The sequence below is a fragment of the Vibrio sp. Vb1554 genome (assembly GCF_033344235.1).
Genome location: NZ_JAWPOJ010000003.1, coordinates 273,679 through 299,147, shown reverse-complemented (window position 1 = coordinate 299,147; position 25,469 = coordinate 273,679). Strand labels below are relative to the sequence as shown.

Here is a 25,469-nt window from a genome sequence, read left to right as displayed (position 1 = left end):
CAACAGCAACAGCAACAGCAACAGCAACAGCAACAGCAACAGCAACAGCAACAGCAACAGCAACAGCAACAGCAACAGCAACAAAAGTCTCAAAACGAAGGGAAGGAAGCGCAAGGACAACAGTCACAAAATCAGCAAGATTCTGAAAATAAAAAAGAAAAACAAAAAACGGAACAACATCAACCGCAACGAGATGACAAGCAAGTGAAGGATCAAGGTGAACCAATACAGGCTAAAGCGCATCCCGAAAAAATGCATCAGGATGATCCTGAGTTCCGTCGACTAGAAGCAGTAGAAAGTGCTCGCGACCCAAGCTTTTTGATCCGTGCGCAAATGCAACTTCAAGCGCAACAAAAACAACCTCCACAACAATCTCAAAAGGAGTGGTAAGCCTGTGATGAACAAAGGCGTAAAACTGGTCTTTATTTTTGTGGCCAGCCTAATATCCAGTTTCTCGGTGATAGCACAGACACTTCAAGCTAGTGTGAATAAAACACAAGTAGCCAAGAATGAAGTGATTAACCTCAGAATCATTTCAGATACTGAGCTCAGCTCAGACTCAATCGACTTCAATGTTCTAGAGAAAGACTTCTTCTTGGGTCAACCTCGTTATGGCCGCTCTAGCAATAACATTAACGGAAGAAAATCAGTGCGTACCGAGTGGAGTATCTCAATTGCACCAATGAAAGAAGGTGTTCTGACTATTCCAAGTTTTTCCGCTGATGGTATGAGAACGGAGCCGATCAAACTGCGTGTCAACGCGAGCCAAACAGACCCCAATCTTGATGATCTATTTAGCTTCAATATTACGGTCGACAACAGTACGCTCTACCCTCAGCAATCTGCAACATTACGTATACAACTTCTAATTAAAGCGGACACTCGACGCCTAGATAACCCGCAAATAGTACCTCCGCAGATTGAAGGCATGAAGCTTGAGGCACTGGGTGGCTTACAACAAAGACAGAAGATCTTAAATGGGTTAGAAGTAGCGGTCATAGAGCAGTCGTTTCGCTTAACGGCAAATCAACCAGGCACTTATACCTTGATAGGTCCTAAACTGACCGGTTCTTATATTTATGGCGACAGCTTGACGGGCTCAACCAAAATAATGCCTATCAACACCAAAGCGGAACGCATGCCAATCACGGTCAAACCGATTCCGAGCGAATTTAAAGGTGAATGGCTTCCTGCTTCAGCGTTAGAAATGACACAGAGCTGGCAAGACGATCAAGGTAATCTATTGTCGACTAACGCAATCAACACAGTAAAACAAGGCTCTTCACTCACTCGAACCATTCAAGTTAAGGCTCGCGGTACACAAGCCGAATATCTGCCACGAGTCAATATTAGTTACCCGAGTTCACTGCGCGTGTATCCCGAACAACCTAAGTTCGATAGCGCGAGAGATGGCACCGTTACCATGACGGTGAAGCAAGTCATTATTCCTACAGAGGCCGGGAGATATACCTTACCAGGATACGACTTGAACTGGTGGGACAGTCAAAATGATGAAGCGAAGAAAACAACGTTACCAGAGCTAACATTAGACGTAGAGAAAAATGACACTGGGCTAATCACGTTGCCGGAATCGCCTCTTTCAGCACCTTTAGTGTCAGCCCCTAGTCCTGAATCAAGCGGCGGTGTGAGCAGTCTCTGGCGAACGTTAACCTTTGTTTTCTTAGGGCTTTGGATAATGACATTGGGAATCGCAATTTGGGCATGGAAAAAGCGGTCAATAACAGCGAGTGGAACGGTTTCAAATACTGAACAACCACTTTGCATCGACGCGCTAAAAAAAGTCATCGAAGAGGGCGATGCTGCGAAAATTGAACGCTCTGTAAATGAGTATTTAACCACTCATCAAGACAGGTTAAACCCTGGTGACGTACAAGCAATTAAGCAAGAGCTTAATGCCATGAATCAAGCGCGTTTTAGTGCTAACCAACAACCTTGGAGCCCTGATTCGCTGCTAGCGAAAATTCAAAACCTTGGCAAAGCAAACGTAACGAAAACCGACCACCAACTCGAAAAGCTATAAATAACTAAATAACAATGGCAGCTCTCATGAGCTGCCAATTCTCTTATCCGGCCAAATTTTGCTTTAGCGGTTTTATCTAGAGCACCAACCGCCGCTTCTTCCCTATCAAGTTGCTCTTATGAACATCACTTACTCAACAAAACTTGGGGCTCGTATTCGTATCGCCTTACACAATTTCGCCCATGATTCTTCGCTTGATAGAGTGCCTTATCCGACAACTGATATAAATGGTCGAAATTAAAGTCTTTGCCTTTCGCTTTATAACAGGAGTAACCGACTGAAACGGTAAGTAACTCCCCTTCTGGGTTATGTCGATGCTTTATCCCCTCGCCCTCGATGCACTGACGAATGCACTCTGCTCTCAGTCGAACCTCCTCTTGCTCAGAACCAATCATGAGCAATGCAAACTCCTCACCTCCGATACGGCAAAAAACTTCATCTTCACCTTTGGTATGATGATCCAAGATATAGCCAATTCGCATCAATGCGATATCGCCTTCGAGATGACCATAGTGATTATTGAATAAGCCAAAATGGTCAATATCAATCAGGATCAGGCCAAACGACATGTCGTCTTCACACTCTAGGGCACAATATTTTTGCATCACATGTTCTAACATGCGGCGATTACCAAGACGCGTCAAAGGATCGAGCTTAGAAAGTACCTCAAGCTGTCGATTGGCTTCCTCCAACTCTTTTGTTCGGTTCTGAACCTCCAGCTCTAAGTTTTCGTTTAATTCGCGAATCGCCTCTTGAGCTTGAGTACGTTGCAATACTTCAGCTAAGCTGGACGCGAACATACGAATCACTTCACGTAACTGAGAAGTTAACGGCGCACGTGTCAGCAAATTATCAACAGCGATAAAGGCGATAGGACCACTGCTATTTGAAGTCAATACCGTCATCGCAGCCCAACCAAAGCCAACAATATTACAGTCATGATAAATAGGCATTGATTCTTCAAATGCGACTTCGTTTGGCATTGAGCGAGCCAGATTTATAAGAGAGAAATCTTGGGTTTCGCCAAAGAAGTAAGATTCATCCACCACGTTACCTTGAATATCGGTACCCCACGTTCCTTGCATGTAAGAGCAATTTTCATCAGTTAAAAACACCGCCATTCGATCAATACCAAGATTTTTAATGGCGAAAGTGACGGCCGATTTGCATACTCCACTGACAGTAGTGCAACGTGATAACTCAACCATGCTTGAATGCAACATGCGTACGTTTTGTTCTTGGCGCTTACGAATGTAAATTTGAGAGAAGAGTGAACCAAACGAGTCCAACATCTGTTTTTGATATGCCGTTATCGGCTTACGATGAATAAAGTTATCTAGCGCGAACCACCCAAACGGTTCATTGCCATCGCGTAAAATCAACATCGCATTCCAGCCCTGCCCGATGACCTTGCCTGCTGTGTATATTGGCGCGTCTTCTACAATCACTAAGTTGCTCTCAAGGCTAGATAACGCGGTGATATACTCCTCGCTAAGTTGATGTAAATCGTATTGTGTGTGAAATTCATCAATCGTAATTCCTGACTCATCCGTGCCGTATGTACCACTGAAGCTGCGCTTTTTCATATCGAGAAGCATCAGTGTAGAGCGATCAAACCCAAGTCGTTCACGTAACGCTTCGACGGCTTTGTAGTACAAGTCCTTTAAAGAATCAGGATTAGAGATTTCGAGTGCAACTTGCTGAACTAACTTCATATTTTCGATAAAGCGCTCGCGTTGGCTAATCTCATCAACATATTGCGCTTCACGAATATCTCTGTGCCTGATCTCTTTCGAGGCATTTTTTTCGGCACGAATACATTGCCAACGCGCCGCTGCAAGCTGCATTGCGTCGTAACTTTCTTCATAGATATTATGTGCCGTGCGAGCATGAACAGATTGAATCAGTAGGTAGGTACGTTTGATAGGCGTGTTGTCGAGCATCATGATGTAACTATCACCACCTAAATCTCGGGTGTGATTCCAGTTACAAGTGTTGATCGCCAGAGGTATGATGCTTTCAGAGGTGTCAAACTGACTTGCCCACTCCCAGAATGTCTCAGGATAGTTTTGGGTTGGGTAAAGCTCTCCGCGAGAGAAGCTCATCGAATGACGAGGGTTAATTGAAGGATCTTCAAAAATAGCGAGGGCTTGAGGGGAGAACAGACTCTCTAAATGATCAAAGATTGCCTCCGCTAGCAACCGATGGTCCCTCGTTGAAGACACTTTTCTTGTAAAACTTCTTAAACTCACCCTACCAACCTAATCTACTTTTTTATCCTCGATAAAAAACTACTTAGGCCATGATATGCAATCAATACGTTCAAATTTGAGCTGTTAAGTCATTCGCAAAATTATCAGACTTAGTGTTACATTCGAGAGCTCTTCAGCACTTTTAAAGCCATGTTTCACATAAGTTACATACTTTATAAACTGGGGAGGAAAGTTGTACTTATTTACAAGATTTTTTGTGTTGGTAGGCGTTATAAGCCCACGACTTAAAAAGAAAAAGGCCCCTCATTAAGAGGGGCAAAGTTACCATCGCTTATAGTTATTTAGTTATGCTTGTAAATACGGTGGATTAACCGAAATCACCATTTACGTAGCCTTGAGTACGGTCGTCTTGAGGGTTGCTAAAGATCACTTGCGTATCGTTGTGCTCGACCAGTTCTCCCATTAGGAAAAACGCAGTGCGGTCAGAGATACGACGCGCCTGTTGCATTGAGTGAGTCACGATAACGATGGTGTAGTTCTTCTTTAGCTCTTCCATCAACTCTTCGATTTTGTGTGTCGCAATTGGGTCAAGTGCCGACGTTGGTTCATCCATCAGAATCACATCAGGCTCCATCGCGATTGTACGTGCAATACATAAACGTTGCTGCTGACCACCAGAAAGACCGAATGCGTGTGATTTAAGGCGATCTTTCACCTCATCCCAAAGTGCAGCACCGCGCAGCGAACGCTCTACCACTTCATCAATTGTCTTTTTGTCTTTGATACCTTGAGCACGTAAGCCGTAAGCCACGTTCTCGTAAATGCTCATCGGGAATGGGTTTGGCTTTTGGAATACCATGCCGACTTTGATGCGAAGGTCAGCAACATCAATGTTGCCGTAAATATCTTCGCCGTCCATCGCCAATTTACCTGTAATTTTCACGCCTTCGATTAGATCATTCATTCGGTTCAAACAGCGTAGAAGCGTTGATTTTCCGCAACCTGACGGGCCGATAAGTGCAGTTACTTGGCGAACTGGAATTGGTAAGTTGATCGATTTCAGTGCTTGGTTGTCACCGTAGAATAGGTCTAGGTTTTCAATATCAAATTTGTTCATTGTCTTAATCTCTTAATTCTCGAATTCGTGTCTTTTAACGTGCGTTCTTAATTAGTGTTGTTAGTAAGTTGCGGTGTTAAAACGTCTAGCAATCAGTTTCGTTACCATGTTGATCAAGAGAACAACTACGATAAGCACTGTTGCCGTACCGTAAGCCTGATTCCATTCTTCAACGGTAAACAGTTCGGTAGTCAGTTTGTATAGGTGAACGGTTAGCGTACGACCTGAATCCAATAAAGAATCCGGAATACGTGCAACCATACCTGCTGTCAGGAATACTGGAGCAGACTCACCAATGACACGACCAATACTTAGAATGACCGAGGTTAAGATACCTGGCATTGCGCTTGGAAGAATCAAACGCCAGATAGTGTAAATCTTAGAAGCACCGAGGCCATAAGAGCCTTCACGGTAAGTTTGTGGCACTGCCATCAGCGCTTCTTCCGTTGTACGGATGATCACTGGCAGGATTAGGATACTTAGCGTCAATGCACCCGATAGAATCGAGAAGCCAAGGCCAAGAATCGCCACGAAGAAAGTCATACCAAACAGGCCGAAAATGATCGACGGGATACCCGCCAATGACTCGGTACAGAATCGGATGATTTTCACCAAACGACTGCCCACTTTCGCGTATTCGGTCAAGTAGATTGCCGTCATGATACCGAGTGGCGCTGCCACTGCGATAGAAGCGATAACCATGTAAATGGTCGCCACAATCATTGGGAAGATACCGTGCTCTTCACCTGTGCGCGTATAGTTATCAGTAATGAAGTTCCAATCTACGTGTTGTAGACCGTTTGATAGGATGTACCAGATAATCCAGAACAAAAAACCTACCGTTAGTGCTGCCGAGATCCAGACAAATGCGTTAAAGACATTATCTTTGAACTGGCGTGCTTTTTTCAGTTTTGCGCGATCCATAATAGTCACCTTTAACGAGCGATTACTTCGCTTTTTCTCGGTTTAGGTACAGTAGTACAGCGTTCAACGACATGATGAAGACCAGAAGTACTACACCTGTAGCGTAAAGTGCGTTCGCGTGAACACCACTTGCGTAAGACATTTCAATAGCGATGTTTGCAGTTAGTGTACGAGCCGAATCAAGGATGCCTTCTGGCATTGCCGGCGCGTTACCCATAACCATGATAATCGCCATGGTCTCACCCAACGCACGACCGATACCCAGTATCACACCTGTCATGATGCCTGAGCGAGCCGCTGGAACGAGCAACTTAAAGATGGTGTAGATTTTCGATGCGCCCAGTGCCAAAGAACCTTCTTTATAAGTACGAGGGACAGCGCGGATAGACGTTTCAGATACCGTAATTACCGTTGGTAGAATCATCACACCAAGAACAATGATACCGGCAAGGATAGTATTACCTGCAGGTACATCAAATACCTTCTGAATCAATGGAACGATAATAACCAGACCGAAGAAACCGTAGACCACTGAAGGAATACCGGCTAGCAGCTCAACCGCTGGACGGATGATGTCTGCTAATCGCTTTGGTGCGATTTCAGCGATAAAAATGGCGGTCAGAACACCAATTGGAACCCCAACAATGACAGCACCAGCCGTCGATACGATAGATGCCACAATCATGGTGGCGACACCATAAAGCGCAGGTGGTAACCAGTTTTGTCCTAAGACAATGCCCGATACGCCTGCTTCTTGGAATGCCGGAATACTCTCTCGAACGATGAAGTATGCAATAACGGCCAATGAAACAATGCCGATTACGGCACTCGTTAGGAACAAGCCGTGGAAGATGCGCTCTTTCCAGTCGACACGACGCTTCTCGCGTAGGCCTGACTTGCTGATAGCTCTAGCGTCAGTATTCATAAGCTTTTCACTATTTGTTGCGATGGTCATTTAAAAATCTCACGGTTCTGGGCAATGCCGTTGAACACAATGGATAGAAAAGGCTCAGCCCGAAACGTTGGGCTGAGCAAACTTTAGAGTCCCGATGGGATTAGTTAACTGAGATGTAACCTTTTTGGTCAACTAGCGCTTGCGCTTCGTCAGTTAGCATCCAGTCTAGGAATTTTTGCGTTTCTGTTGATGGCTTGCCTTCTTTGTAAAGAACAAGGAATGGACGCGCTACTTTGTAAGAACCGTTTTTAACGTTAGCTACCGTTGCATCAACGCCGTCGATTGCTAGCGCATTAACAGTGTTGTCTACAGTACCAAGAGAAATGTAGCCGATTGCGTATGGGTTAGATGCAACCATTGTTTTCAGTGCGCCGTTACCGTTTGCAACTTGAGCACGTTGAGAGATAGCTGATACCTTCTTACCAGAAATCTTCATTTTTAGAGACATGATGTCTTCAAATGCGCCACGAGTACCAGAAGCCGTGTCACGAGTAATGGCTACGATTGGCTTGTCTGCACCACCGACTTCTTTCCAGTTTGATACTTCGCCTTTGTAGATTGCAGTCACTTGCTCGGCTGTTAGACCTGGCAGTTTGTTTTGTGGGTTAACAACCACTGCGATACCATCACGAGCAACCACTTCTTCGATTAGTGTTGATTCTTTTTCAGAGTCTTTTAGATTACGAGAAGACATACCAAGGTCTGCTGAACCATTTTTCGCTGCTTTTACACCAGCTGAAGAACCAGGACCTTGAACTTCGATAAATACGTTAGGGTTCTTCTTCATGTACGTTTCAGAGAAAACTTCCATCAGTGGAGTTACGCTGCTAGAACCCACTGCAGAGATAGTTTCTTTAGCAGAAACAGGAGTCACTGCCATTGCGCCTAGAAGTGCGATTGCACCGATTACTGTCTTTTTCATCACAATTTCCTTAAGTGGCTTTATTGCCGTTGTGTTTCACTTGAACGGTGCTCACTTTAGAATTTGAATATGACAGTTGTGTTTCACTTAGTTGAACCCTCTATGACACGTTGTCATTTCTAACTATTAATTCCGCGACTTATCCCTCTCTCAATTTGAACGTAACGTTTTTATAAGTTGCCTCATGTTCAAGATGATAACCCCATCGATTTTGGTACATTTCATAACAATTAGATATGAGTAACTCATTGATTTGGCGAATGTAACAATTAAAATCGAAATGCTTATTTATAAAAAAGATAATAATCAAACCGATAGAGGGTCAATCTCATGCGTCAATTTCTTAGTACGCTTTCTATTAAACTTCAGGTTTTTCTGCCTGTTCTATTCACAGTTATATTACTCATCATTGGACTAAGTGTCGGAATCGGTAAACTCGATCAAGCATTCAATAAGGTTTCGGCTTCCACCCATAAGCTAATCATTCACAAAGAGGAACTTAGCGGCATCGTAGACAACACTTACGCCATGCGCATCAAAGCCATTTATAGTCTATTTAGAGCCGAAGATGTTCAGTCTCTCAACCAAGAGCTTTCTGAGCGACAAAACAAAAACCGCGATTTTCTTAACTCCATCGACAATCTCCCTGGCGTTCAAAATGAAGTCAATGCTATGCGTAAGGCCATGAATCACTATGTTGATTTCACTCGCGTTACCATGACACCTCTGCTCACCACTAAACACTCTTCTGATTACACCACCTCTGATTTCAATCAAAAGTACGAATCTGCAATGGCTGAGTATCGATTAGCTGGCGAAGCGATGATCAACGCCATCGACAAACTATCTAAACAATTGAATCAAATCGTCACCGATGAAGTCGAAACGAATGGCGAACAACATTCAACCACGCTAACTTACAGCGCCGTCTCGCTTGCGGTGATCTTGAGTGCCGCTTCACTTATTAGTTGGGTACTCGCCAGCTACATCGTTGCGCCGATTCGTAACCTTCAAGTAACGATGCAGGAAGTCGCGAAGGGAAACCTACTAGTTAAGGCCGAAGCCATCGGGAAAAACGAAGTGTCTCAGCTGGCTCGAGATGTAAACCAGACCATAGAAAAACTGCGTGAAACTGTAAGCGCATTGGTTCGCATTAGTGAAGATGTGGCATCAGCATCAACCGAGTTAGCAACTGTTATGACTCAAAGCAGCGTCAACTCGGATCAAGAAAAGCAAGAAGTTGAGCAAGTAGCCTCGGCGATCAATCAGCTAGAGTCGACCGCAGCTGAAGTATCGACCAATGCACAAGAAGCCGATAGTGCATCAAATCAAGCACGTACGTTAACCTCACAAAGTATAAGCATGTTTGGGGAAAGCACTCGCGCAAGTGAAAAGATGGCGGAACAACTTAACGAAGCCGCTGCCGTCGTAACTTCGCTAAAAGATCAATCAGAACACATTGGTCGCGTGATCGAAGTGATTGAAGGTATTTCTGAGCAAACGAATCTACTTGCACTGAATGCAGCGATTGAAGCTGCACGAGCGGGCGAAAGTGGCCGAGGCTTTGCGGTAGTGGCCGATGAAGTACGTATGCTGGCAGCGCGAACTCAGGAGTCCACCAAAGAGATCCAAACCATTATAGAAGAGCTACAGCAACAATCTGGTCACGCAAATGAAAGTATGCATTCCAGCTTAGCCATGTTGTCAGACAACCAAGCTCTGACACAAGAAGTTAGCCAATCACTTGCTAATATCAGTAATGCTATCGCCGATCTGAACTCAATCAACACTCAAGTTGCAACCGCATCAGAAGAGCAGAAACAGGTTACGGCTGATATCAACAACAACTTAACGAACATCTATGAACTAGTGAGCCAGAACGTCACTGGCATTACGCAATCCGCTGCTGCCGCTCAAGAGTTGTCTGGTTTAGCAGAAAATCAAAAACATCAACTTAAGCAGTTCCAAGTTTAAATACTCTGCTCAACACGATAAGTTCCAAAGGTTAGAAAAGAAAAAGCTCCGCACTGGCGGAGCCTATCATAAAGGCAAAGCTATCAACCCTTATTAACGTAATAATTATTATTCATCTGTCACTAACAAGAGAGAGCTTTTGAAACTTGAGTTTAACGGATCTCTATTGAAAACCTCACCATTAGTCGTATCAAAAGTTGCAACATGCTTACCGTCGCCATTAGGTGTGTTGCTCCAGACATAACGCCCTAGAACATCATCTCCATCTTTCAGACTATAGCCGCTAGCAAACCCTGTACTATTTATGGCTGGGCTGTGGCAAGCTCGCTCAGTTAGAGATACTAGCTCTTTGATATTTGCTAGTCGCCAATTTTTTTTGTCAGCAAAATTGTGAAGAGGATGGTTGCCGTCCTTATTACGAATTTGTTTGGCTGTGGAGAGAGCGAGTTGCCATGACATTGTAGATCGCGTCCCCTGGCATTCTTGGTTTCCTACATTCCATGTCATACCAACTGGACAGCGCATCCATGTTAGACCTGTTTTCAGGTCAGTTACGGTACCGTTATCAGAATATGTATAACGCGTGTTAGGTGCCGTTTTAGCAAAGTCAGTAGAACACTCTTGTGCAGCCATTGCAGTTTGAGAAGCCAAAGCAAGAGATAGTACAGTTATTAATTTCTTCATCTTATTGGCCCTTTACTGCTACTAGACGGATTGGGAATTGGTATGAGTCATCGGCGTCTGCACTTGTGTTGCTTGAGCGAATATCGACGAGTGAAATAGTGCCTCTATCTACGCCCCGAGAGATAATTGCAGGGAAATAAACTTCAGCATCAACGAGCTGTGATGATGTATTCACAAACGTAAAGTCGCTATGCCAAAACGCGCCATACTTTAAATAAGGACTGCCTATCGTTTGCTGTGGGAAGTATTTAACATTAAATCCATACACGTTGTATGGAGCATATTCATCGTTCGGAGCGAACAGTGTTTGTTCACCAAAGTCTAATAAGTCATAAGTCTCGCGGTAAGTAGGTAAGCGCCAACCAGCGATGCCACACAAAGATTGCTTATTGATATGCTCCGCATATTGGCTAGTGGTACAAACTTCATCACCAGCGTCTTTACAACCTGCAAGTTCTACATCTTTACTAAATGGCTTAAATGTTTCAGACTCAAACGCAAATAGGCGATCTTTAAATTGAACCGAGCTCGCATCCGCACTCTTGTTTTCCCAAACAAGACCAGTACGCTCGTCCATAGTACAAGCCCACTCAGTCGCATCTGCAGCTAAAGCAGCACCTTGTGCATCTAGCTTAACGAACTTAAAGCCAGCGCCTGTCGACGTTTGCTTGTCCTCTTTGTCGAAGCCGTATTCCGCATCTTGACCAGGGTAAGCAGCTTGAACCTCAGCAACGTCTGCTGCGCCATCAGCAAAATGAAGAACGGCACCCGTATCGTTGCTGCCAACCGTTTGTTCAGCAACCGCTGCAATTTCTTCAGCAAATGCACTCACTTGAGCTTCAGACAGAAGATCAGAGGCCAACGATTTACCTTGGAAGCTAAGGCTTTGAGCAAGCAGCGCTACACCTTTGGTCATTTGTTGTGGCTGCATCGCAGCTAATAGCGCAACCGTGTTTTGCTCTAGCTTATCTAGCTCGCTGGCTTCTGCGTTAGACATCACCGTACCAGACAGAGAAACGCCGGCATCGGTGAGTTGCGCTTTCACAATTTCTTCAGCTTGAGCAACGGTTTTACCGTCAACCACAAGACCTGCGAGCAACGTTGTTACACCATTGACCGTGTTACCCGTTGCTAAATTTTGGCCCGGAGCCGCAAGACGCAACGTTTGGTTCGAACCTTGCTCAACTTGAGCAAGAATGGTGCTGGTTAGTACGTTTTTATCGCTTGAAGTCAGGCTAAATTTACCAGCATTATCCGTTTTAGCACTCGGTTCAGTAGTATCACAAACGTAGTTTTGGTTTAAATCGATGCACACTGGCGTATCAAGAAGTGTACCTGCAGAAACAATGGTGCCAGCTACATCATAGGTCGGTGCCGACGTGTCACCACCAGAACCACCGCCACAGCCAGCTAGGGCTAGTGACATAGCAACGAAAGAATATTGAAACTTCATAGATTTTATCTTCTTTTGATTTTAATTAACGAGAGCGAATCACTCTCACCATTGAAAGCAGGAAAAGTCCTAACAAGGTCCAAGGCGAACCACCGCCACCTGAACCACCACCACTGCTTTCTTTAGTGGTATCAGCACTACACTGATACTGAGCAAAGTGACTCACACCCCACTCTTTCAACACCCCAGAGTTTCCTGACACACGGTCAGACACTTCGAGACGCCAAGTACCCCAACTCGGTTGACCGACAAGTGCTTGTAACTCATCGTCATACTGAGCTGTGAAGTAACCTTTAAATCCATTGGTATTGCTTGATTGATGGCTAAGTAGCACGACCGATTTGCCTTGTGGAGACACAAGCGTCACTTGCAGATCCTGCAGTGAGTCATGTTCGATGTTTAGGTAAACCGCAAACGAGTCATCAATCGTGAGTGACTTGTCCGATAGCGTCTGAGAGAACAGCCTGTCGCCCTGCTCTGGCAAAGCGGAATTCACTGATTGAGGCTGGATATCAAGCTCTGGCGTACCATTAACCAGCATCACCTGTTCACTCCACTGGTGAGTCTTTAAGCCTTCTGCAAATTGGTAATCCAATGAAATAGAGGAATCGAATTGCGTGCCACACGTCAGACCGCTTGGTAACGCCACCTTCATTGAGGTCGAGTCAGAAAGCGTTTCATCAAAGTCGAAAACGGATGCGTTGTTTAGCTGCCATTGCCCTTTGATGCTCGCTTCGCGGCCAGTTTGACTTAGGTTCACACCCACGTTTTGACCTTGTGCGATGTATCGAGCGTCATAGCGAACGCGAAGAGGCGCTTTAAGTAAGTTGTGTTTGTTGAAGCTGTCCGTCAGGAATTGGGCGTAATCTTTATTTGGGAACAAGGTGCTTGCGGCAAACACGGTCGATTCCGCCAGATCATGCATTTTCACGCCACGACCAATGCCATACATTCCTTCAAGAACAATGGCGTCAAACTCGCGGAACACGTTATCGGTATCATCACCGTATCGCTCAACCGATGCTTTAAGCGCTTGGAACAGTGGCGTTGACCATAGCTCGTCGCCTAGTTCACCGCCCACACTAACGTGCGCTGGATACTCTGAACCCTCGAAGTAACGCGCTCTTTGGTTCCATAAGCTACGAGTTGTTTTGCGTGTTCCGAACACACCGTCCCAGTTGAACACCGTATCTAACTCGAATTCTTGACCACGACGCGAAGCATCCAAATATTGAGTGCGGTAGCTCGCGCTGCCCGCCCAGTAATCAGCAAAACCTTCTGCGATAGCACCAGTGTGACCGTACGCCCAATCCGGTACGATTTGGTAATGAATGCCATGCCCGAGCTCATGTATCACGACATCAGCATCGACTGCATCCGGAGAAACACCACCGACACCCAGCATGAGAGCTTTCGGACCGTAATAGTACGTAGAGTTATCTTTTGATAAACCGCGAGCGTCAAAACGAAGTGGTTCATCAAACAAGTCGTAAGTCAGGCTTGTCAGATATTGGATCGAGCGATCAAGATGATAAAAAGCCATCAACTGTGGGAACGCATTGTCACCAAACTCGGTGCTTTGCATCTCTTCAACACTGTCAAACGCTTGAACCCCTTCTGCGCTGAGAAAGTCCAACGTCTCGAGTACAGGCGCTTCACCAGGTGCTGGGGCTGCAAATAAGCCCGTCGCATCCACTTGCTTCAATCTTTGGTTAGAGAGATAGAACTTACCGCCGGACTGTAAAACCTCAATCGACTTGGTTACGTACTCGATCGGCTGAGGGTAATCGGATAGTGCTGACCACGTCGATTCTGGTGCCGCTTGCTGTTGCATGGTGCGAAGATCTGGGTTGAATAAAGAAACCTCAACATCAACCAGACTTCCAGAGCTCAAAGCAGGTGGCTCTTGTGCTTGCAGTTGGCGAGGTGATTCCAATTCCATTGCAACCGTTGGCTTACCGTTACGAATGATCGTATCTTCAAGGCTCTTAAACACTCGCACAACGTGATGATTTTTATCGGTTGTGACCACGAGGGCGCGCTGCGCTTGATATTCACCGTTAACCCAAACATCAAAATTGTAATGCTCACCAAGCTGAGACTGGGTTTTGTAACGGAACTTAAACTCACCCGCTTCTGAGTAGTGGCTGTCTAGATAAGTTTTCGCTTGCGCTTCATTCGTTACCACAGAGTCCGTTTCGGGATAATCCCACTCAGCAGACTGCACCGCAGGGATACATGCAATAAGCAGTGATAACGCCAATGGTTTTAGCTTCATGATTTCGTCCTAGAATTCGTATTTTGCATTTAGCGTGAAGTAGCGCCCAGGCTCCGTTGAGTAACGCTTACTTTCCTCAGCGATACCGGCTACGTCTTGGTATCGGATGTACTCTTTGTCGAACAGGTTGACGATGTTTGCGCTAACACGAAAGTCTTTGGAAACGTGGTAAGTTGCGCCAATATCAAACGTATTCCACGCACTTGTCTGCGCGCACTCTGTCGCTAGGCCAAGCGTGGTCTGGCATTTAGGAACGCGATCCATGGCAGCAGCCCAGTTCCAAGCCACGTAAGCGTTGAAGTCTTGGTTGGCGTATTTCAGTTGAGCGTTACCTTCGAATGGCGTAATGCTTCGAACGTATTCGCCTTCCGCGTCTTTGCCATCTACGTAGCCAAACTTAGTACTGATGTCCCATTGTTTGGTGAGCGCGTAACCCGCAGAAAGCTCTGCGCCATAAGTCTCTACGCCATCAAGGTTTTGGTACTGTTTGATGTAATTACCAGTGCTTGAGTCAAAGCCTGTGGTCACAACATCGATGAAGTTTTCAAACTTGTTGTAGAACACAGACGCATAGACATGCGCACGACCGTTATCGAACTTGTTACCAATTTCAAATGAGTCCGAAGTCTCGGCTTCTAGGTCTAAGTTAGGTGCGATAACAAAAGGCGTTAGCGGTACGAAATCATGGTTCACGAAGCCATATGCTTTATCGTATTCCGGAGCACGGTAACCGTGGTTGTACGATACATAAACGATGTTGTTGGCAAACATTTCACGAGAAACCGACAGGCTTGGAGACACCTCTGAGCTATCCATGTCCTTTAATGGGAAGCCGCCCACTTCTCCCTCACCGTCCGGCGTTAGACGGTGCGCATCAAAGCGCAGGCCGCCTGTGATGGTCCATTTATCCAGTTCCACCATGTCTCGAACATACAAACCAATGTTATAAGCACGAGCAGGAGCGAAAGGTTGTTTGGTCGAAGGCGTTACGCCATTCCAATCAATCTTGGAATCGCTATCTGTGCGTTCGTAATAGTCAGTAGAAAGCTCGACACCGTAAGCCAATTGGTGCTCTGCATTTGCTGCATAAATCGTATTGGTGAAGTCACCACGGAAGCCTATTGTTTCGTCGATGAAGGTTTTGTGTTCCAGCTCGCGACGTTTGGTGATCAAACCATTGTGATCCACTTGGCGCATTAAACGGTTGGTGTCTTCCACGACTTCGGTGTGACGCCAGTAAACTTTGGTATCCAACTCTTCGAACCAAGTTGGATTAATCGGTGTCACCTCTGCACCAATGTAAGCGCTGTACTCTTCAGAGGTTTCATCTTCAGCAAAGTCTTCAATATGCCAGATGCCATCAGGTTGAATGGACGGTGAACCCTCCAAACGCTCTTGATTCTGGGTGTAGAGTTCCGCTTTGGCTTTCAACATCACCTCTTCATTGAAAAAGTGGTTGATCGTATAAGCACCGCTGTAACCATCTAGATCGCGGTTATACAAATCCTCATCAAAATTACGTGTCTCTTGCCCTTGCCAGTATGAAACGTTAAACAAACTCTCAGTATCACCGGAACGGAAAGCTAGGTTACTCGTCCCTTTGTACTTGTTGCTGATGTCGGTGTAAGTACCGGAAACATCGGTGTAGAAGTCTTTGTCATTTAAGAAATCACCCGGCTGACTGGATTCTAAAATCACCACACCGCCGATCGCGCCAGAGCCATGTACCGAAGAGCTTGCACCTTTAATGATTTGCAGCGATTCAAAATTGGATAAATCAAAAGTATCTCGCCCAACCGCATCATTAATGTCATTCGCACCGAAGCCATCCGCAGAACGAATGCCATCACGAACGATCATAATGCGGTTACCCGTCATACCACGGATGGTAATGTTTTGCGGACGTCCTGCACCGCCCGTCACGCTTACACCAGGTTCGTTACGCAGCACGTCATATAGCTCGGTCTCGCCTCTTTCTTCGATTTGCTCGTTTGTGATAACCGCGACACTACCTGCCACTTTTGACAATGGCTGATCGATTTTATTGGCGGTTACCACCACCTCTTCCATTGAGAAAACCTTAGATTCGGCGTGCACTTGACTGGCAGCAAGTACCGAAAGTACTGCCGCTGACACTGGGGTAAGCTTCATTTACTGCTCCGCTTTAGATGTTTTAATGAGTGATAGTAGAAATGCGTATTCTTTTGCTTGTTGTTCTTGCGCTTGTCGTGGGTCCATTTGGTGGCCCGAATTAAAATCAGTTTGCAACAAGTACGGCCCGTTGCGCTCACTTAACGCTGAAACTTTAGCGAGATACTTAGCGCCTTCCCAATATGGCACGCGCTGATCGATTAAACCGACTTGAACAAACATGGGTGGGTAAGCGTCTTTATGGATATTGAGAATCGGATCGTACGCCTTCATTAACGCCAATTGTCCAGGTTTGGTTGGGTTACCCCATTCGCCATACTGCTGTGTGGTAAGCGGAAGTGAGGTATCCGACATACTTGCAACCACATCAACAAAAGGCACTTTAAGTACGACACCTGAAAACAATTTAGGATCTTGATTAACCGCTCCGGCCACCAACGTGCCACCAGCACTAGAACCGATGGCGAAAACCTCTCTATTGCCACGTTCGAATGTTTGCAGCGCCTTCGCGGCCGCGACAAAATCACCAATAGAATTGGCTTTTCGCACACCACGGCCTTGCTCGTGCCATTCATCGCCAAAGTACCCACCGCCACGGACATGGGCGATAGCGTAAATCACACCTTGGTCGAGTAAACTGATAACCTGAGGCATAAAGTACGGTTTCATCGTAAAACCATACGCGCCGTAACCGTAAATCATCACAGGAGATTGTGGGTGCAATTTGTCTTTGCGATACGCCAAAGAGACAGGGACAGAAACGCCGTCGTGCTTAATAAAAATACGTTGGGATACATAACGCTGACTATCAAAGTCTTGGTAAGCATCTTGAGAGTACAAGGATTTATTCAGCGTTTTTACATCGAACTCTTCCCACTGAGGAGGCGTAGTCATCGACATGCTTCGGATACGAATCTTGTTTGATTCAAAATCGCCCAACGTGCTTAGCCAAGCGACATTACCATCGTGTTCCAATGGCAGTATCACTTTTTCCTGACCTTGGTAAGAATACACCGTCAAAGTCGACACATTGTTTGGCTTGCTAAGTGCCACAACTCCTGCATCATAAAGGTAGAACTGTTCAAGCGGCTCACGAGGATTGGTGAAGCGTTGCCATGTTGCGCCAAGCGGTGCGAGTTCGGCTTGGTAAAGGGCGAACTTTCCTTCAAAGTTGCTTTTCAGATAAATGTAACCTTTCGCCACATCCGCGTAATATTCCACACCCACTTCAGGCTTTCGCAATGAATCTGAGACAGTGCCCGTTTCTAGATCGACAAGCTTCTGCTCTGTTGTTGACTCGTTGTTGCTTTGCAGCACAGCATAACGGCTATCTGCCGCACGATAGAAAGAAAGTAACCAATCTGACTTGGGTTCATTCCATAGGACTGTTTTTGCCAAAGATTCAGTGGAAATACGTAAGATCTGATGAGGTCGCTGAGTGCGCTTTTCCTTTGCAACGAGGAATGCCACTTTCCCGTTAGGTGACAACAATACGCCACTATCGACGTGCGTCGCCAGTTCCGTAGATTGGCCGGAGAGTAAATCAACAACCACAGCACGATATTGTTCGCTACCGTCGATATCTTCCGTGAAAAGGAGCGTGTCACCATTCACTTGCCATTGACCAAGTTGGTAGTACTGATGCGCAGATTGTCGTTCATCGAAATCGAACACCACGTTTTCTGGTGCATGTTGACTCGCACGGGATAATAGTAAGTAACGACCATCGCGACGCGTTAGCGTCCATTCTCTTCCACTCACGATCGACCATGGCTTATCACCTTTGTCTGCCACCATGGTATCCCACTGCGTGAGTAGGTTTTTTGTCAACGTCTGATAACTTTTTTGGTGCTGTTCAGTTTTGTGGTTTTGTTCTGTTAGGTAGGTAAGAACTCGCTCATCTTTACGAGCATCATCTCGAAGCCAGTTGAAATCATCAGCAGCAAAGCCAGAACTAGAGGTAATTATGAGCCCTAAAAAAACATGAGTAAATTTCATATAGAGAGCGAATTCATTTATAGGATTAATACAATGGCACGTATTCTGCCCTCAAATAAAAATGAGATCAATTATCATTTTCATAATCATGTAAGATTTTTATCTAGTGTGTGAGGAAAAACGTTTGCTTTGACCGAGGTTATAAAACTTAATAACTTCCTAAATTAGCGTTCTATGCTGTTTATATACAACCAGACAGATATAAAAGCTGACTAACGAGTGAGTATGGAAAGACGCTATTTCACCTAGCGACAGACATAAAAAATCCGAGTGCGAACACTCGGATTTTTAAGAACTAAAATCAATGGGAAACTACAGCAGCTTTTACTCTTCAGAGCTCGGTGCCGCTGGTTTTTTCTTAGGGATGAAGACATCATCACCCACAGATACGTTTTTGTAGAAGCTCTTGTCACGCTTAGCTGGTTTTTTCGCCGATTTTTTCGCTTGAGGGCGAGCTTTCTTTGCGGTCGCTTTCTTATTGCGGAAATCTGGTTTAGGTGGCTTAAGGCCTTTAAACTTACCTTTCAAATCTTCGAACAATGAAAACTCAAGATCTTGTTGTAGGTATGCTTCTACACGTTTAAAGCTATCCCAGTCTTTTGGACCAACAAGAGAGATTGCATCCCCTTTATTTCCAGCACGACCAGTACGACCAACTCGGTGTACGTATTCTTCGGTATGCTTTGGCATATCGAAGTTGATGACGTGTGTCACAGTTGCAATATCCAAACCGCGGGAAGCAACATCAGTCGTTACAAGGATCTTAAATACTGCGCGCTCAAACTGACTCATAATGGTGTTACGTTGAGTCTGGTTCAAGTTACCACTTAGTGCTACAGCCTTCAGTTTCTTTTCGTTCAGCTTTTCTGTTAGTCGCTCAGTATCATCACGCGTTGCCGTAAAGATAATAACTTGACGGTATTCAGCCTCAGAAAGAACACGATCTAAAATTGCCTCTTTATGATCTAGGTGATCACACAAGTAAAATTTTTGCGTGATATCTTTATGTTCTTCGTTAGAAACGCCGATAGCAATTCGCTTTGGCGCATTGAGCATTTCAGCCGCGATTTCATTGACGTCTGCATGATCTAATGTCGCAGAGAACATCAACGTTTGACGACGACGATGCTTGGCTGCTTTATGAATGCGACGAAGCTCTGGTGCAAAGCCCAAATCCAACATACGGTCTGCTTCGTCCAGAATTAGCGTTTCCAAACCATCCAGATAAAGCGAACGGTGCTCTAAGTGATCAGCCAAACGTCCTGGTGTCGCCACGATAAATTTCGGGTAACGACGCAGAGCTTTTACTTGATCGTTAAAGTTCTCACCACCCAAAATCAGTGCTGCTTCATAAGATAGGCCAGCTAGCATAGAACGAAGCTCACCATATACTTGTTTCGCTAGCTCACGAGTAGGAGCAAGGATTACCGCGCGAGGGTCTTTCGCAGAAAACGATTTTGTCTTTAAAGACTTATGAAGCATTGGCAATACAAACGCCAAAGTCTTGCCCGAACCTGTTTTCGAAGATGCCAATAGATCCTTGCCTGCAATCGCAACAGGAATCGCCTGCTGCTGAATGTCAGTCGCTTTTTTAAAATCGTAGTGTTTTAGGTTCTTCAACAATCGGTTGTCTAGGCCTAGATCTTTAAATTGCAAAGTATTCTCCAATAAATCAGTCAGCGTCTGAGCGCTCTGTAGTGTCGTTTCCGCTCTAACGCAGCAAAAAAATAAAGCTCGGTATAATACCGCAAATCATAGGAGTATAGATAGAGATCACACAAACTAATTCCCTGTGGTAACGGTAAAACATCATTTGTGGCTCAGTTCAGAGTAAAGACTAGCCTTTTTGATGAGCAGCTGGACAGGAAGTTTAGAGAAAAGCCGTTCAAATATGCCTTCTATCCATCAACAAAACGACTTAAATAGCAGTTATTTGGGCCAATAAACTTTCATTTGTGTCAATATCGTCTAAATTATTGATATCAGGAACGTGGCAAATACACCTGCTATGAAAACTGTTGTGAGAACGAAATAAAGGATAGGTAGTTAAACTTTGTTAAGTTCAGGTAAAAGTTGACGTCAGGTACTCCATGAAATTCTTGGGTTTTTTTGACTTTTGCTACATCATGTACTGATAAAATGTAACCACATTTAACCTCGCTACTGTATAAAATAATAGTTAGTAGCGAGACTTTCACTATAAGCAAGGAGTTCTTATATGAACAAAACGTTGATCGCAGCTGCAGCAACTTCAGTACTTCTACTAGCCGGTTGTGCTTCTTCTGATGACGCAGCTACAGCAAATGCAGCAAAATTAGACGAACTAAGCAACCAAGTTAGCCAACTAAGCCAAGACGTACAAGCTCTTCAATCTGACGTTCAAAAATCAGGCGCAGCAGCAATGGCTGCTCAAGAAGAAGCTGAGCGTGCTAACGAGCGTATCGATAACATCGCTCAGTCTTACACTAAGTAAGATTTAATACCGCGTCTTAACGCCCGTTAAGGCGCGGTTATTTCGATAGGAACCCCATTCTGTGCAGCGATTGCTGCTTTAGCCTTCACGTTTTTCATACCGAATTCATCCAACCACCACTTTAACTCTTTCGGCACTTTCAGTTCATCTTTCTCGCCATTACTACGAGTCAAAGGCTCATGTGCTTCTAAGAACACACTTCTGTCAGGCTCAAGTGTCATTTTGATAGGCTGGTTAATGATATTAACGTCTTCGCCGTTACGAACCTTGTCAAATAACCACTCAATGTCACTTGGGTCCATACGAATACAACCCGCGCTGACTCGCATACCAATCCCAAAGTCCTTGTTGGTACCATGAATTAGGTATTCGCCATTCCCGTAAGCTAAACGCAATGCAAACATACCAAGTGGATTATCAGGCCCCGCAGGAACAACGGCTGGTAGGTCAATGCCCTTTGCTTTGTACTCGGCACGAATAGAGGCTGGAGGAGTCCATGTAGGGTTCGGTCGTTTTTGGCTGATACGCGTTGTCATTACTGGGGTATCGCGCCCTATTCGGCCAATTCCGACAGGAAATACATGGACAATATTCTCTCCTTTCGGAAAGTAATATAAGCGCAGCTCGGCTAGATTAATAACGATACCTTTATAAGGTACGTCTGGGAGGATTAGCTGTGTCGGAATAGTAAGAACATGCCCCTCTTCTGGTAAGAAGGGATCCACTCCTTTGTTTGCGGCCATTAAACCTAGCATACCCACATCGTAGAGCTTAGCGATATTTGCCATGGTTTCGCCTTCTTGAACGACGTGGTTTTCAAGGCGACCAATTAAACGGCTTCCATCCTCTGGTAATTCGTACATCTTAGCGAATGATAGACCACTCACTAAAGATAACGACACAGATAGCAGGGTACGTTTTGCGAAACTCATTGATCGCTTTTTGCTAAGCATTTCACTCTATTCCTTGGCACTTTTAAAGAGCTGTAAGGTTATCTCTCTTTCTGTCTTGTGATCAACCATCGGCTTGTGATATTCCAGTAAAGAAAAGCCCTCCCAAGTCCAAGGTTTATGGATGTATTTGTTCGGTACACTTTTGATTTCTGGTACCCAGTGGCGCACAAATTCACCATTAACATCGAACTTTTCGCCTTGGCTTATCGGGTTGAAAATACGAAAGTATGGCTGCCCGTCACAACCCGTAGAAGCAGACCATTGCCAGCCACCATTGTTCGCTGCAAAATCGCCGTCCACCAGCTTACTCATGAAGTACGCTTCTCCCCATCGCCAATCAATATGTAAGTCCTTGGTAAGAAAGCTCGCGACAATCATACGTAATCGGTTGTGCATCCAGCCTGTTTGATTGAGCTGACGCATTGCTGCATCAACGATTGGGTATCCTGTTGTTCCTGTCTTCCATCGCTCAAAGGCTTTCTCATCATAGGACCACTGGATTTTATCCTCCCAATCGATAAATCCTTTGCCTTTGACGAGTTTTGGTTCGAAAACCAATAGGTGCTGATAAAACTCACGCCAAATGATCTCACTTAACCAAGTTGCTTTCCCTTCTGTAAGGTCATTTTGTTGATTTTCAGCATACAAACGAGCAATACACTGCCTTGGTGATAGCGCGCCAATCGCAAGGTATGGAGACAGTTGGCTAGTGCCATCAATAGCTGGAAAGTCTCGCTCGCTTTGATACGCGTCACTGCGCTCCCGTGCAAATTCCCTAAGCTGCTTCAAAATATCATTAGTCGAAGCCAGCCAGTCTTCACTGGATTCTCGAGGATAGCTAAATGTGAAGCTTGAATTAAATCGAGCCGACTCTAATTGTTCGAGTACCTTTTTATTGAGTGGCGCTTGCTCGTGAGGTTTTACTACCGTCGGCATATGGAACTGCGTTAACCAAGCACGCTTGAATGGCGTAAACACCTTAAAATATTCGCCTTGCTTATTAAGAACCGTCGTTGGCGCGTGCACACATTTGTCATGAAACAGTTCAAATTCGATATCGTGAGAAGCTAACGCTTCACTTACTTGTGTATCGAGCTCTCGTTCGTTCACCTCATAGTGAATGTTTGCCATGACAGACGTGGCTTCAAGTGTTTCCGCCCACCCACTAATCACATCTGTACAATCGGAAAACGACGGCACCTCTTTGTACAAAAAGGGAATATTAAGGCTTTCAAGCTCCTCGTTAAGACAAGCTAAGCGACGAGCAATGAGGTCTGCCTGCATCGGCGCCATGTGATGCTCCCGCCACTGCTCTGGCGTCGCGATAAAGCAAGCGACGACAGGCTGACCTGAATCCAATGCCGCTTTGAGTGCCGTGTGGTCTAACGTACGTAAGTCACGTCGAAACCATACTAAAATCATGGTAGCTCCTATCTTTTGTCTACTAAGTTAGGTGTAATTTCTCTATCACTTCAGAGCACCCCATCCGATCACCTAGTTGTGCGTGAAGCATTTTGATGGACGCTACTTGTTTAGCAGCTAGCGCTTTGTTGGAGAAAAGGTAGATAAACGAACCATTTTCAACGACCTCGTGATCTAGTAGACCAGAAACATCATCAACCTTATCGATCAAAGTCGTGTGATACCCTTGTTCGCAAAGCTTCGCTGCTTGAATCCAACTCTCAGACTCTCTGTTTTGTTCAAAGCTAATGAGCAGACACTTTCCTTTGGAAGCGGCTTTGTTTTCAGAATCGATTACAAGGACAAGTCGAGTGATCAAACAAGTCTGAAATAACCCTACTTGTAAAGATCGCAGCGATCCTTTCACCATGTCTAGCGCATCAAATACTGGGCTAATAAACTGATCAATAACGAGTTTTAGTGGATACTCTTTAAGAACAGAGGCAAGTAAACTCTCTGCTTTTCCTCGATTCAGGGTAGACAGCGCAAGCAGCATGTTTTCAACTTCTTCGAGTGTGCGAACCTCGTTTTTGACTTCGACATCGGCGCTTTTTCCTAGCAGCCCCTTCACTTTACCAATCGAAATCCCCTTCGCGAGCCAGCTCTGGACTTCGCGAATCGTATCGAGATCTTGCTGGCGATAAAGTCTGTGTCCTTTTTCAGTTCGCTGAGGTTGGATCAAGTTGTATCTTCGTTGCCAAGCTCTCAGCGTAACTGGTTTTACACCCGTGATTTCTGCGACATCTCGGATCGCGTATAGTTTTTCTTCTGAACTACAAACCATAGCGTAATCTCATCTCCTGCGGATACGGTTCTAAAAACTTCTGTTTTGCTAAATATTCGTCTGGGTAAGTATTTAAGTAATGCTTAATCAATGTAAGTGGTGCTAGCAGAGGCAGCATTCCGATACGGTAGTCGTGAATCACTGTCGCTAACTCTTCTTTTTCTTCTTTAGTTAGTGAGCGTTTGAAGTACCCTTGTAAATGCATCAACACATTTGTGTTATTTTTGCGGCTAGCCCGATTCGTTAACGCCTTCATCAGTCCTAAACGATACTCTTGGTAAAAGTCTTCAATTTCATAATTAGCGACATCAGCGACTAAGCGGCCAAGGGAGCGGTATGACTCTGGGTGGTGTGCCATTAACGTCAGTTTGTAGCGCGAATGAAAGTCGATGATTTTGCCACGAGTAGGCTCACCATCCATCGAGTCGTAAAAGTCATTTAGACAAAATACTCGAGTGATAAAATTTTCTTTCAATACAGGGTCGTTAAGTCTGCCATCCTCTTCAACAGGCAACCAAGGCATTTTTTGCATCAATGTTTGTGTATACAAGCCAACACCTTCTTTCGCAGCACTGTTCTTGCTGTAAACCTTGACTCGCTCCATGCCACAAGTTGGTGACTTAGCACAAACGATGTAACCACAAAGCTGCTCGCTTTGAAGTTCATCTACTTTATTGGCCGAGTAAGTGAGCATATTGTCGGTATGATCATTTTCTGGATTTTTGGTTTCAACCAATGCAACACGCTCTTCATTAGAAACAAGACGAATGGTTGGACGGGGTACTGGCATACCTACGCCGACTTCAGGGCATACCGAAATAAAGTCAAAATACGGGCTAAGCTCTTTAGTCACAAAGTTGCTCACCTTATGACCAGAGTCAAAACGCACTCGTTCACCCAAAACACACGAACTGATACCTACTTTGATCGAAGATTCCATGATGACGCATCCCTATACAAAAAGTTTTGTTGTATAACTTATAGCAAGCCTTTCCAGATTGTACAAGAAAATAAGTTGTACAATTTAATCGTTTTACTTCACTCGAAAGTATTTCGATCAACCAGCTGTCAGAAAAAAGTTTGGCCCA

Annotated in this window: 18 protein-coding genes and 1 pseudogene; 4 read left to right on the top strand and 15 right to left on the bottom strand. The window is 45.0% G+C overall.

Annotation, left to right across the window (positions count from 1 at the left end):
- Nucleotides 1-390, top strand: a pseudogene (locus tag R8N28_RS04870) (hypothetical protein); the annotation flags it as partial.
- A gap of 4 nt (nucleotides 391-394) precedes the next feature.
- Entirely contained in the window at nucleotides 395-2,041 is a 1,647-nt protein-coding gene (locus tag R8N28_RS04865; protein ID WP_082240196.1) for a BatD family protein, read from the top strand.
- A gap of 125 nt (nucleotides 2,042-2,166) precedes the next feature.
- Here the strand turns inward: R8N28_RS04865 and R8N28_RS04860 are convergent, their stop codons facing one another.
- The 5 genes from R8N28_RS04860 to R8N28_RS04840 all read right to left on the bottom strand — a co-directional run bounded on the left by R8N28_RS04860 (nucleotide 2,167) and on the right by R8N28_RS04840 (nucleotide 8,172).
- Nucleotides 2,167-4,293: a GGDEF domain-containing protein gene (locus R8N28_RS04860; protein WP_065275462.1), complete on the bottom strand. Its 2,127-nt coding sequence runs from the start codon at nucleotides 4,291-4,293 to the stop codon at nucleotides 2,167-2,169.
- A 328-nt stretch (nucleotides 4,294-4,621) separates the two neighbouring features.
- On the bottom strand, nucleotides 4,622-5,371 hold the full coding sequence (gene pstB, locus R8N28_RS04855; protein ID WP_005375156.1) for a phosphate ABC transporter ATP-binding protein PstB: 750 nt from the start codon (nucleotides 5,369-5,371) through the stop codon (nucleotides 4,622-4,624).
- A 60-nt stretch (nucleotides 5,372-5,431) separates the two neighbouring features.
- Nucleotides 5,432-6,295, bottom strand: a complete 864-nt coding sequence (gene pstA / locus R8N28_RS04850) for a phosphate ABC transporter permease PstA (protein ID WP_005383923.1) — start codon at nucleotides 6,293-6,295, stop codon at nucleotides 5,432-5,434.
- A 22-nt stretch (nucleotides 6,296-6,317) separates the two neighbouring features.
- Nucleotides 6,318-7,250 (bottom strand): phosphate ABC transporter permease subunit PstC, encoded by a 933-nt coding sequence (pstC, locus tag R8N28_RS04845; protein WP_005375154.1) that lies wholly within the window; start codon nucleotides 7,248-7,250, stop codon nucleotides 6,318-6,320.
- A 100-nt stretch (nucleotides 7,251-7,350) separates the two neighbouring features.
- Nucleotides 7,351-8,172 carry a phosphate ABC transporter substrate-binding protein gene (locus tag R8N28_RS04840; RefSeq protein ID WP_005375153.1) on the bottom strand — a complete coding sequence of 274 codons (822 nt, stop codon included), beginning with the start codon at nucleotides 8,170-8,172 and terminating at the stop codon, nucleotides 7,351-7,353.
- A 330-nt stretch (nucleotides 8,173-8,502) separates the two neighbouring features.
- Between R8N28_RS04840 and R8N28_RS04835 the strand changes: the two genes are divergently transcribed.
- Complete coding sequence (locus tag R8N28_RS04835; RefSeq protein ID WP_005375152.1) at nucleotides 8,503-10,146, top strand: methyl-accepting chemotaxis protein; 1,644 nt, start codon at nucleotides 8,503-8,505, stop codon at nucleotides 10,144-10,146.
- A 108-nt stretch (nucleotides 10,147-10,254) separates the two neighbouring features.
- On the opposite strand, the gene R8N28_RS04830 is transcribed toward R8N28_RS04835, so the two are convergent.
- The 6 genes from R8N28_RS04830 to R8N28_RS04805 form a co-directional block, all read right to left on the bottom strand.
- On the bottom strand, nucleotides 10,255-10,830 hold the full coding sequence (locus tag R8N28_RS04830) for a DUF1566 domain-containing protein (RefSeq protein ID WP_065275464.1): 576 nt from the start codon (nucleotides 10,828-10,830) through the stop codon (nucleotides 10,255-10,257).
- A gap of 1 nt (nucleotide 10,831) precedes the next feature.
- Entirely contained in the window at nucleotides 10,832-12,283 is a 1,452-nt protein-coding gene (locus tag R8N28_RS04825; protein ID WP_065275465.1) for a DUF1566 domain-containing protein, read from the bottom strand.
- A gap of 25 nt (nucleotides 12,284-12,308) precedes the next feature.
- On the bottom strand, nucleotides 12,309-14,561 hold the full coding sequence (locus R8N28_RS04820; RefSeq protein WP_065275466.1) for a proprotein convertase P-domain-containing protein: 2,253 nt from the start codon (nucleotides 14,559-14,561) through the stop codon (nucleotides 12,309-12,311).
- A 9-nt stretch (nucleotides 14,562-14,570) separates the two neighbouring features.
- Entirely contained in the window at nucleotides 14,571-16,712 is a 2,142-nt protein-coding gene (locus R8N28_RS04815) for a TonB-dependent hemoglobin/transferrin/lactoferrin family receptor (protein ID WP_065275467.1), read from the bottom strand.
- On the bottom strand, nucleotides 16,713-18,710 hold the full coding sequence (locus tag R8N28_RS04810) for a prolyl oligopeptidase family serine peptidase (RefSeq protein WP_065275468.1): 1,998 nt from the start codon (nucleotides 18,708-18,710) through the stop codon (nucleotides 16,713-16,715).
- Nucleotides 18,711-19,034: 324 nt separating this feature from the next.
- Nucleotides 19,035-20,378 carry a DEAD/DEAH box helicase gene (locus R8N28_RS04805; protein WP_017820508.1) on the bottom strand — a complete coding sequence of 448 codons (1,344 nt, stop codon included), beginning with the start codon at nucleotides 20,376-20,378 and terminating at the stop codon, nucleotides 19,035-19,037.
- Nucleotides 20,379-20,928: 550 nt separating this feature from the next.
- Here R8N28_RS04805 and R8N28_RS04800 point away from each other — a divergent pair.
- Nucleotides 20,929-21,183 (top strand): Lpp/OprI family alanine-zipper lipoprotein, encoded by a 255-nt coding sequence (locus tag R8N28_RS04800; RefSeq protein ID WP_005375145.1) that lies wholly within the window; start codon nucleotides 20,929-20,931, stop codon nucleotides 21,181-21,183.
- Nucleotides 21,184-21,209: 26 nt separating this feature from the next.
- Here R8N28_RS04800 and R8N28_RS04795 read toward each other — a convergent pair whose 3' ends face one another.
- The 4 genes from R8N28_RS04795 to R8N28_RS04780 are packed head-to-tail and all read right to left on the bottom strand — an operon-like array spanning nucleotide 21,210 to nucleotide 25,321.
- Nucleotides 21,210-22,136: a L,D-transpeptidase family protein gene (locus R8N28_RS04795; RefSeq protein WP_005375144.1), complete on the bottom strand. Its 927-nt coding sequence runs from the start codon at nucleotides 22,134-22,136 to the stop codon at nucleotides 21,210-21,212.
- Nucleotides 22,137-22,142: 6 nt separating this feature from the next.
- On the bottom strand, nucleotides 22,143-23,558 hold the full coding sequence (phrB, locus tag R8N28_RS04790; RefSeq protein WP_033906725.1) for a deoxyribodipyrimidine photo-lyase: 1,416 nt from the start codon (nucleotides 23,556-23,558) through the stop codon (nucleotides 22,143-22,145).
- Between the two features lie 22 nt (nucleotides 23,559-23,580).
- Nucleotides 23,581-24,381: a MerR family transcriptional regulator gene (locus tag R8N28_RS04785; protein WP_065275469.1), complete on the bottom strand. Its 801-nt coding sequence runs from the start codon at nucleotides 24,379-24,381 to the stop codon at nucleotides 23,581-23,583.
- Nucleotides 24,371-25,321 carry a YbgA family protein gene (locus tag R8N28_RS04780; RefSeq protein WP_017635475.1) on the bottom strand — a complete coding sequence of 317 codons (951 nt, stop codon included), beginning with the start codon at nucleotides 25,319-25,321 and terminating at the stop codon, nucleotides 24,371-24,373. The genes R8N28_RS04785 and R8N28_RS04780 overlap by 11 nt, the downstream gene beginning before the upstream one ends.
- Nucleotides 25,322-25,469 lie beyond the last annotated feature (148 nt).

Excerpts from the sequence above, each read along its gene's own strand:
- pstB (WP_005375156.1), bottom strand. The coding sequence starts at position 5,371 with ATGAACAAATTTGATATTGAAAACCTAGACCTATTCTACGGTGACAAC.
- pstA (WP_005383923.1), bottom strand. The coding sequence starts at position 6,295 with ATGGATCGCGCAAAACTGAAAAAAGCACGCCAGTTCAAAGATAATGTC.
- pstC (WP_005375154.1), bottom strand. The coding sequence starts at position 7,250 with ATGACCATCGCAACAAATAGTGAAAAGCTTATGAATACTGACGCTAGA.
- R8N28_RS04840 (WP_005375153.1), bottom strand. The coding sequence starts at position 8,172 with ATGAAAAAGACAGTAATCGGTGCAATCGCACTTCTAGGCGCAATGGCA.
- R8N28_RS04835 (WP_005375152.1), top strand. The coding sequence starts at position 8,503 with ATGCGTCAATTTCTTAGTACGCTTTCTATTAAACTTCAGGTTTTTCTG.
- R8N28_RS04830 (WP_065275464.1), bottom strand. The coding sequence starts at position 10,830 with ATGAAGAAATTAATAACTGTACTATCTCTTGCTTTGGCTTCTCAAACT.
- R8N28_RS04825 (WP_065275465.1), bottom strand. The coding sequence starts at position 12,283 with ATGAAGTTTCAATATTCTTTCGTTGCTATGTCACTAGCCCTAGCTGGC.
- R8N28_RS04820 (WP_065275466.1), bottom strand. The coding sequence starts at position 14,561 with ATGAAGCTAAAACCATTGGCGTTATCACTGCTTATTGCATGTATCCCT.
- R8N28_RS04815 (WP_065275467.1), bottom strand. The coding sequence starts at position 16,712 with ATGAAGCTTACCCCAGTGTCAGCGGCAGTACTTTCGGTACTTGCTGCC.
- R8N28_RS04810 (WP_065275468.1), bottom strand. The coding sequence starts at position 18,710 with ATGAAATTTACTCATGTTTTTTTAGGGCTCATAATTACCTCTAGTTCT.
- R8N28_RS04800 (WP_005375145.1), top strand. The coding sequence starts at position 20,929 with ATGAACAAAACGTTGATCGCAGCTGCAGCAACTTCAGTACTTCTACTA.
- R8N28_RS04795 (WP_005375144.1), bottom strand. The coding sequence starts at position 22,136 with ATGCTTAGCAAAAAGCGATCAATGAGTTTCGCAAAACGTACCCTGCTA.
- phrB (WP_033906725.1), bottom strand. The coding sequence starts at position 23,558 with ATGATTTTAGTATGGTTTCGACGTGACTTACGTACGTTAGACCACACG.
- R8N28_RS04785 (WP_065275469.1), bottom strand. The coding sequence starts at position 24,381 with ATGGTTTGTAGTTCAGAAGAAAAACTATACGCGATCCGAGATGTCGCA.
- R8N28_RS04780 (WP_017635475.1), bottom strand. The coding sequence starts at position 25,321 with ATGGAATCTTCGATCAAAGTAGGTATCAGTTCGTGTGTTTTGGGTGAA.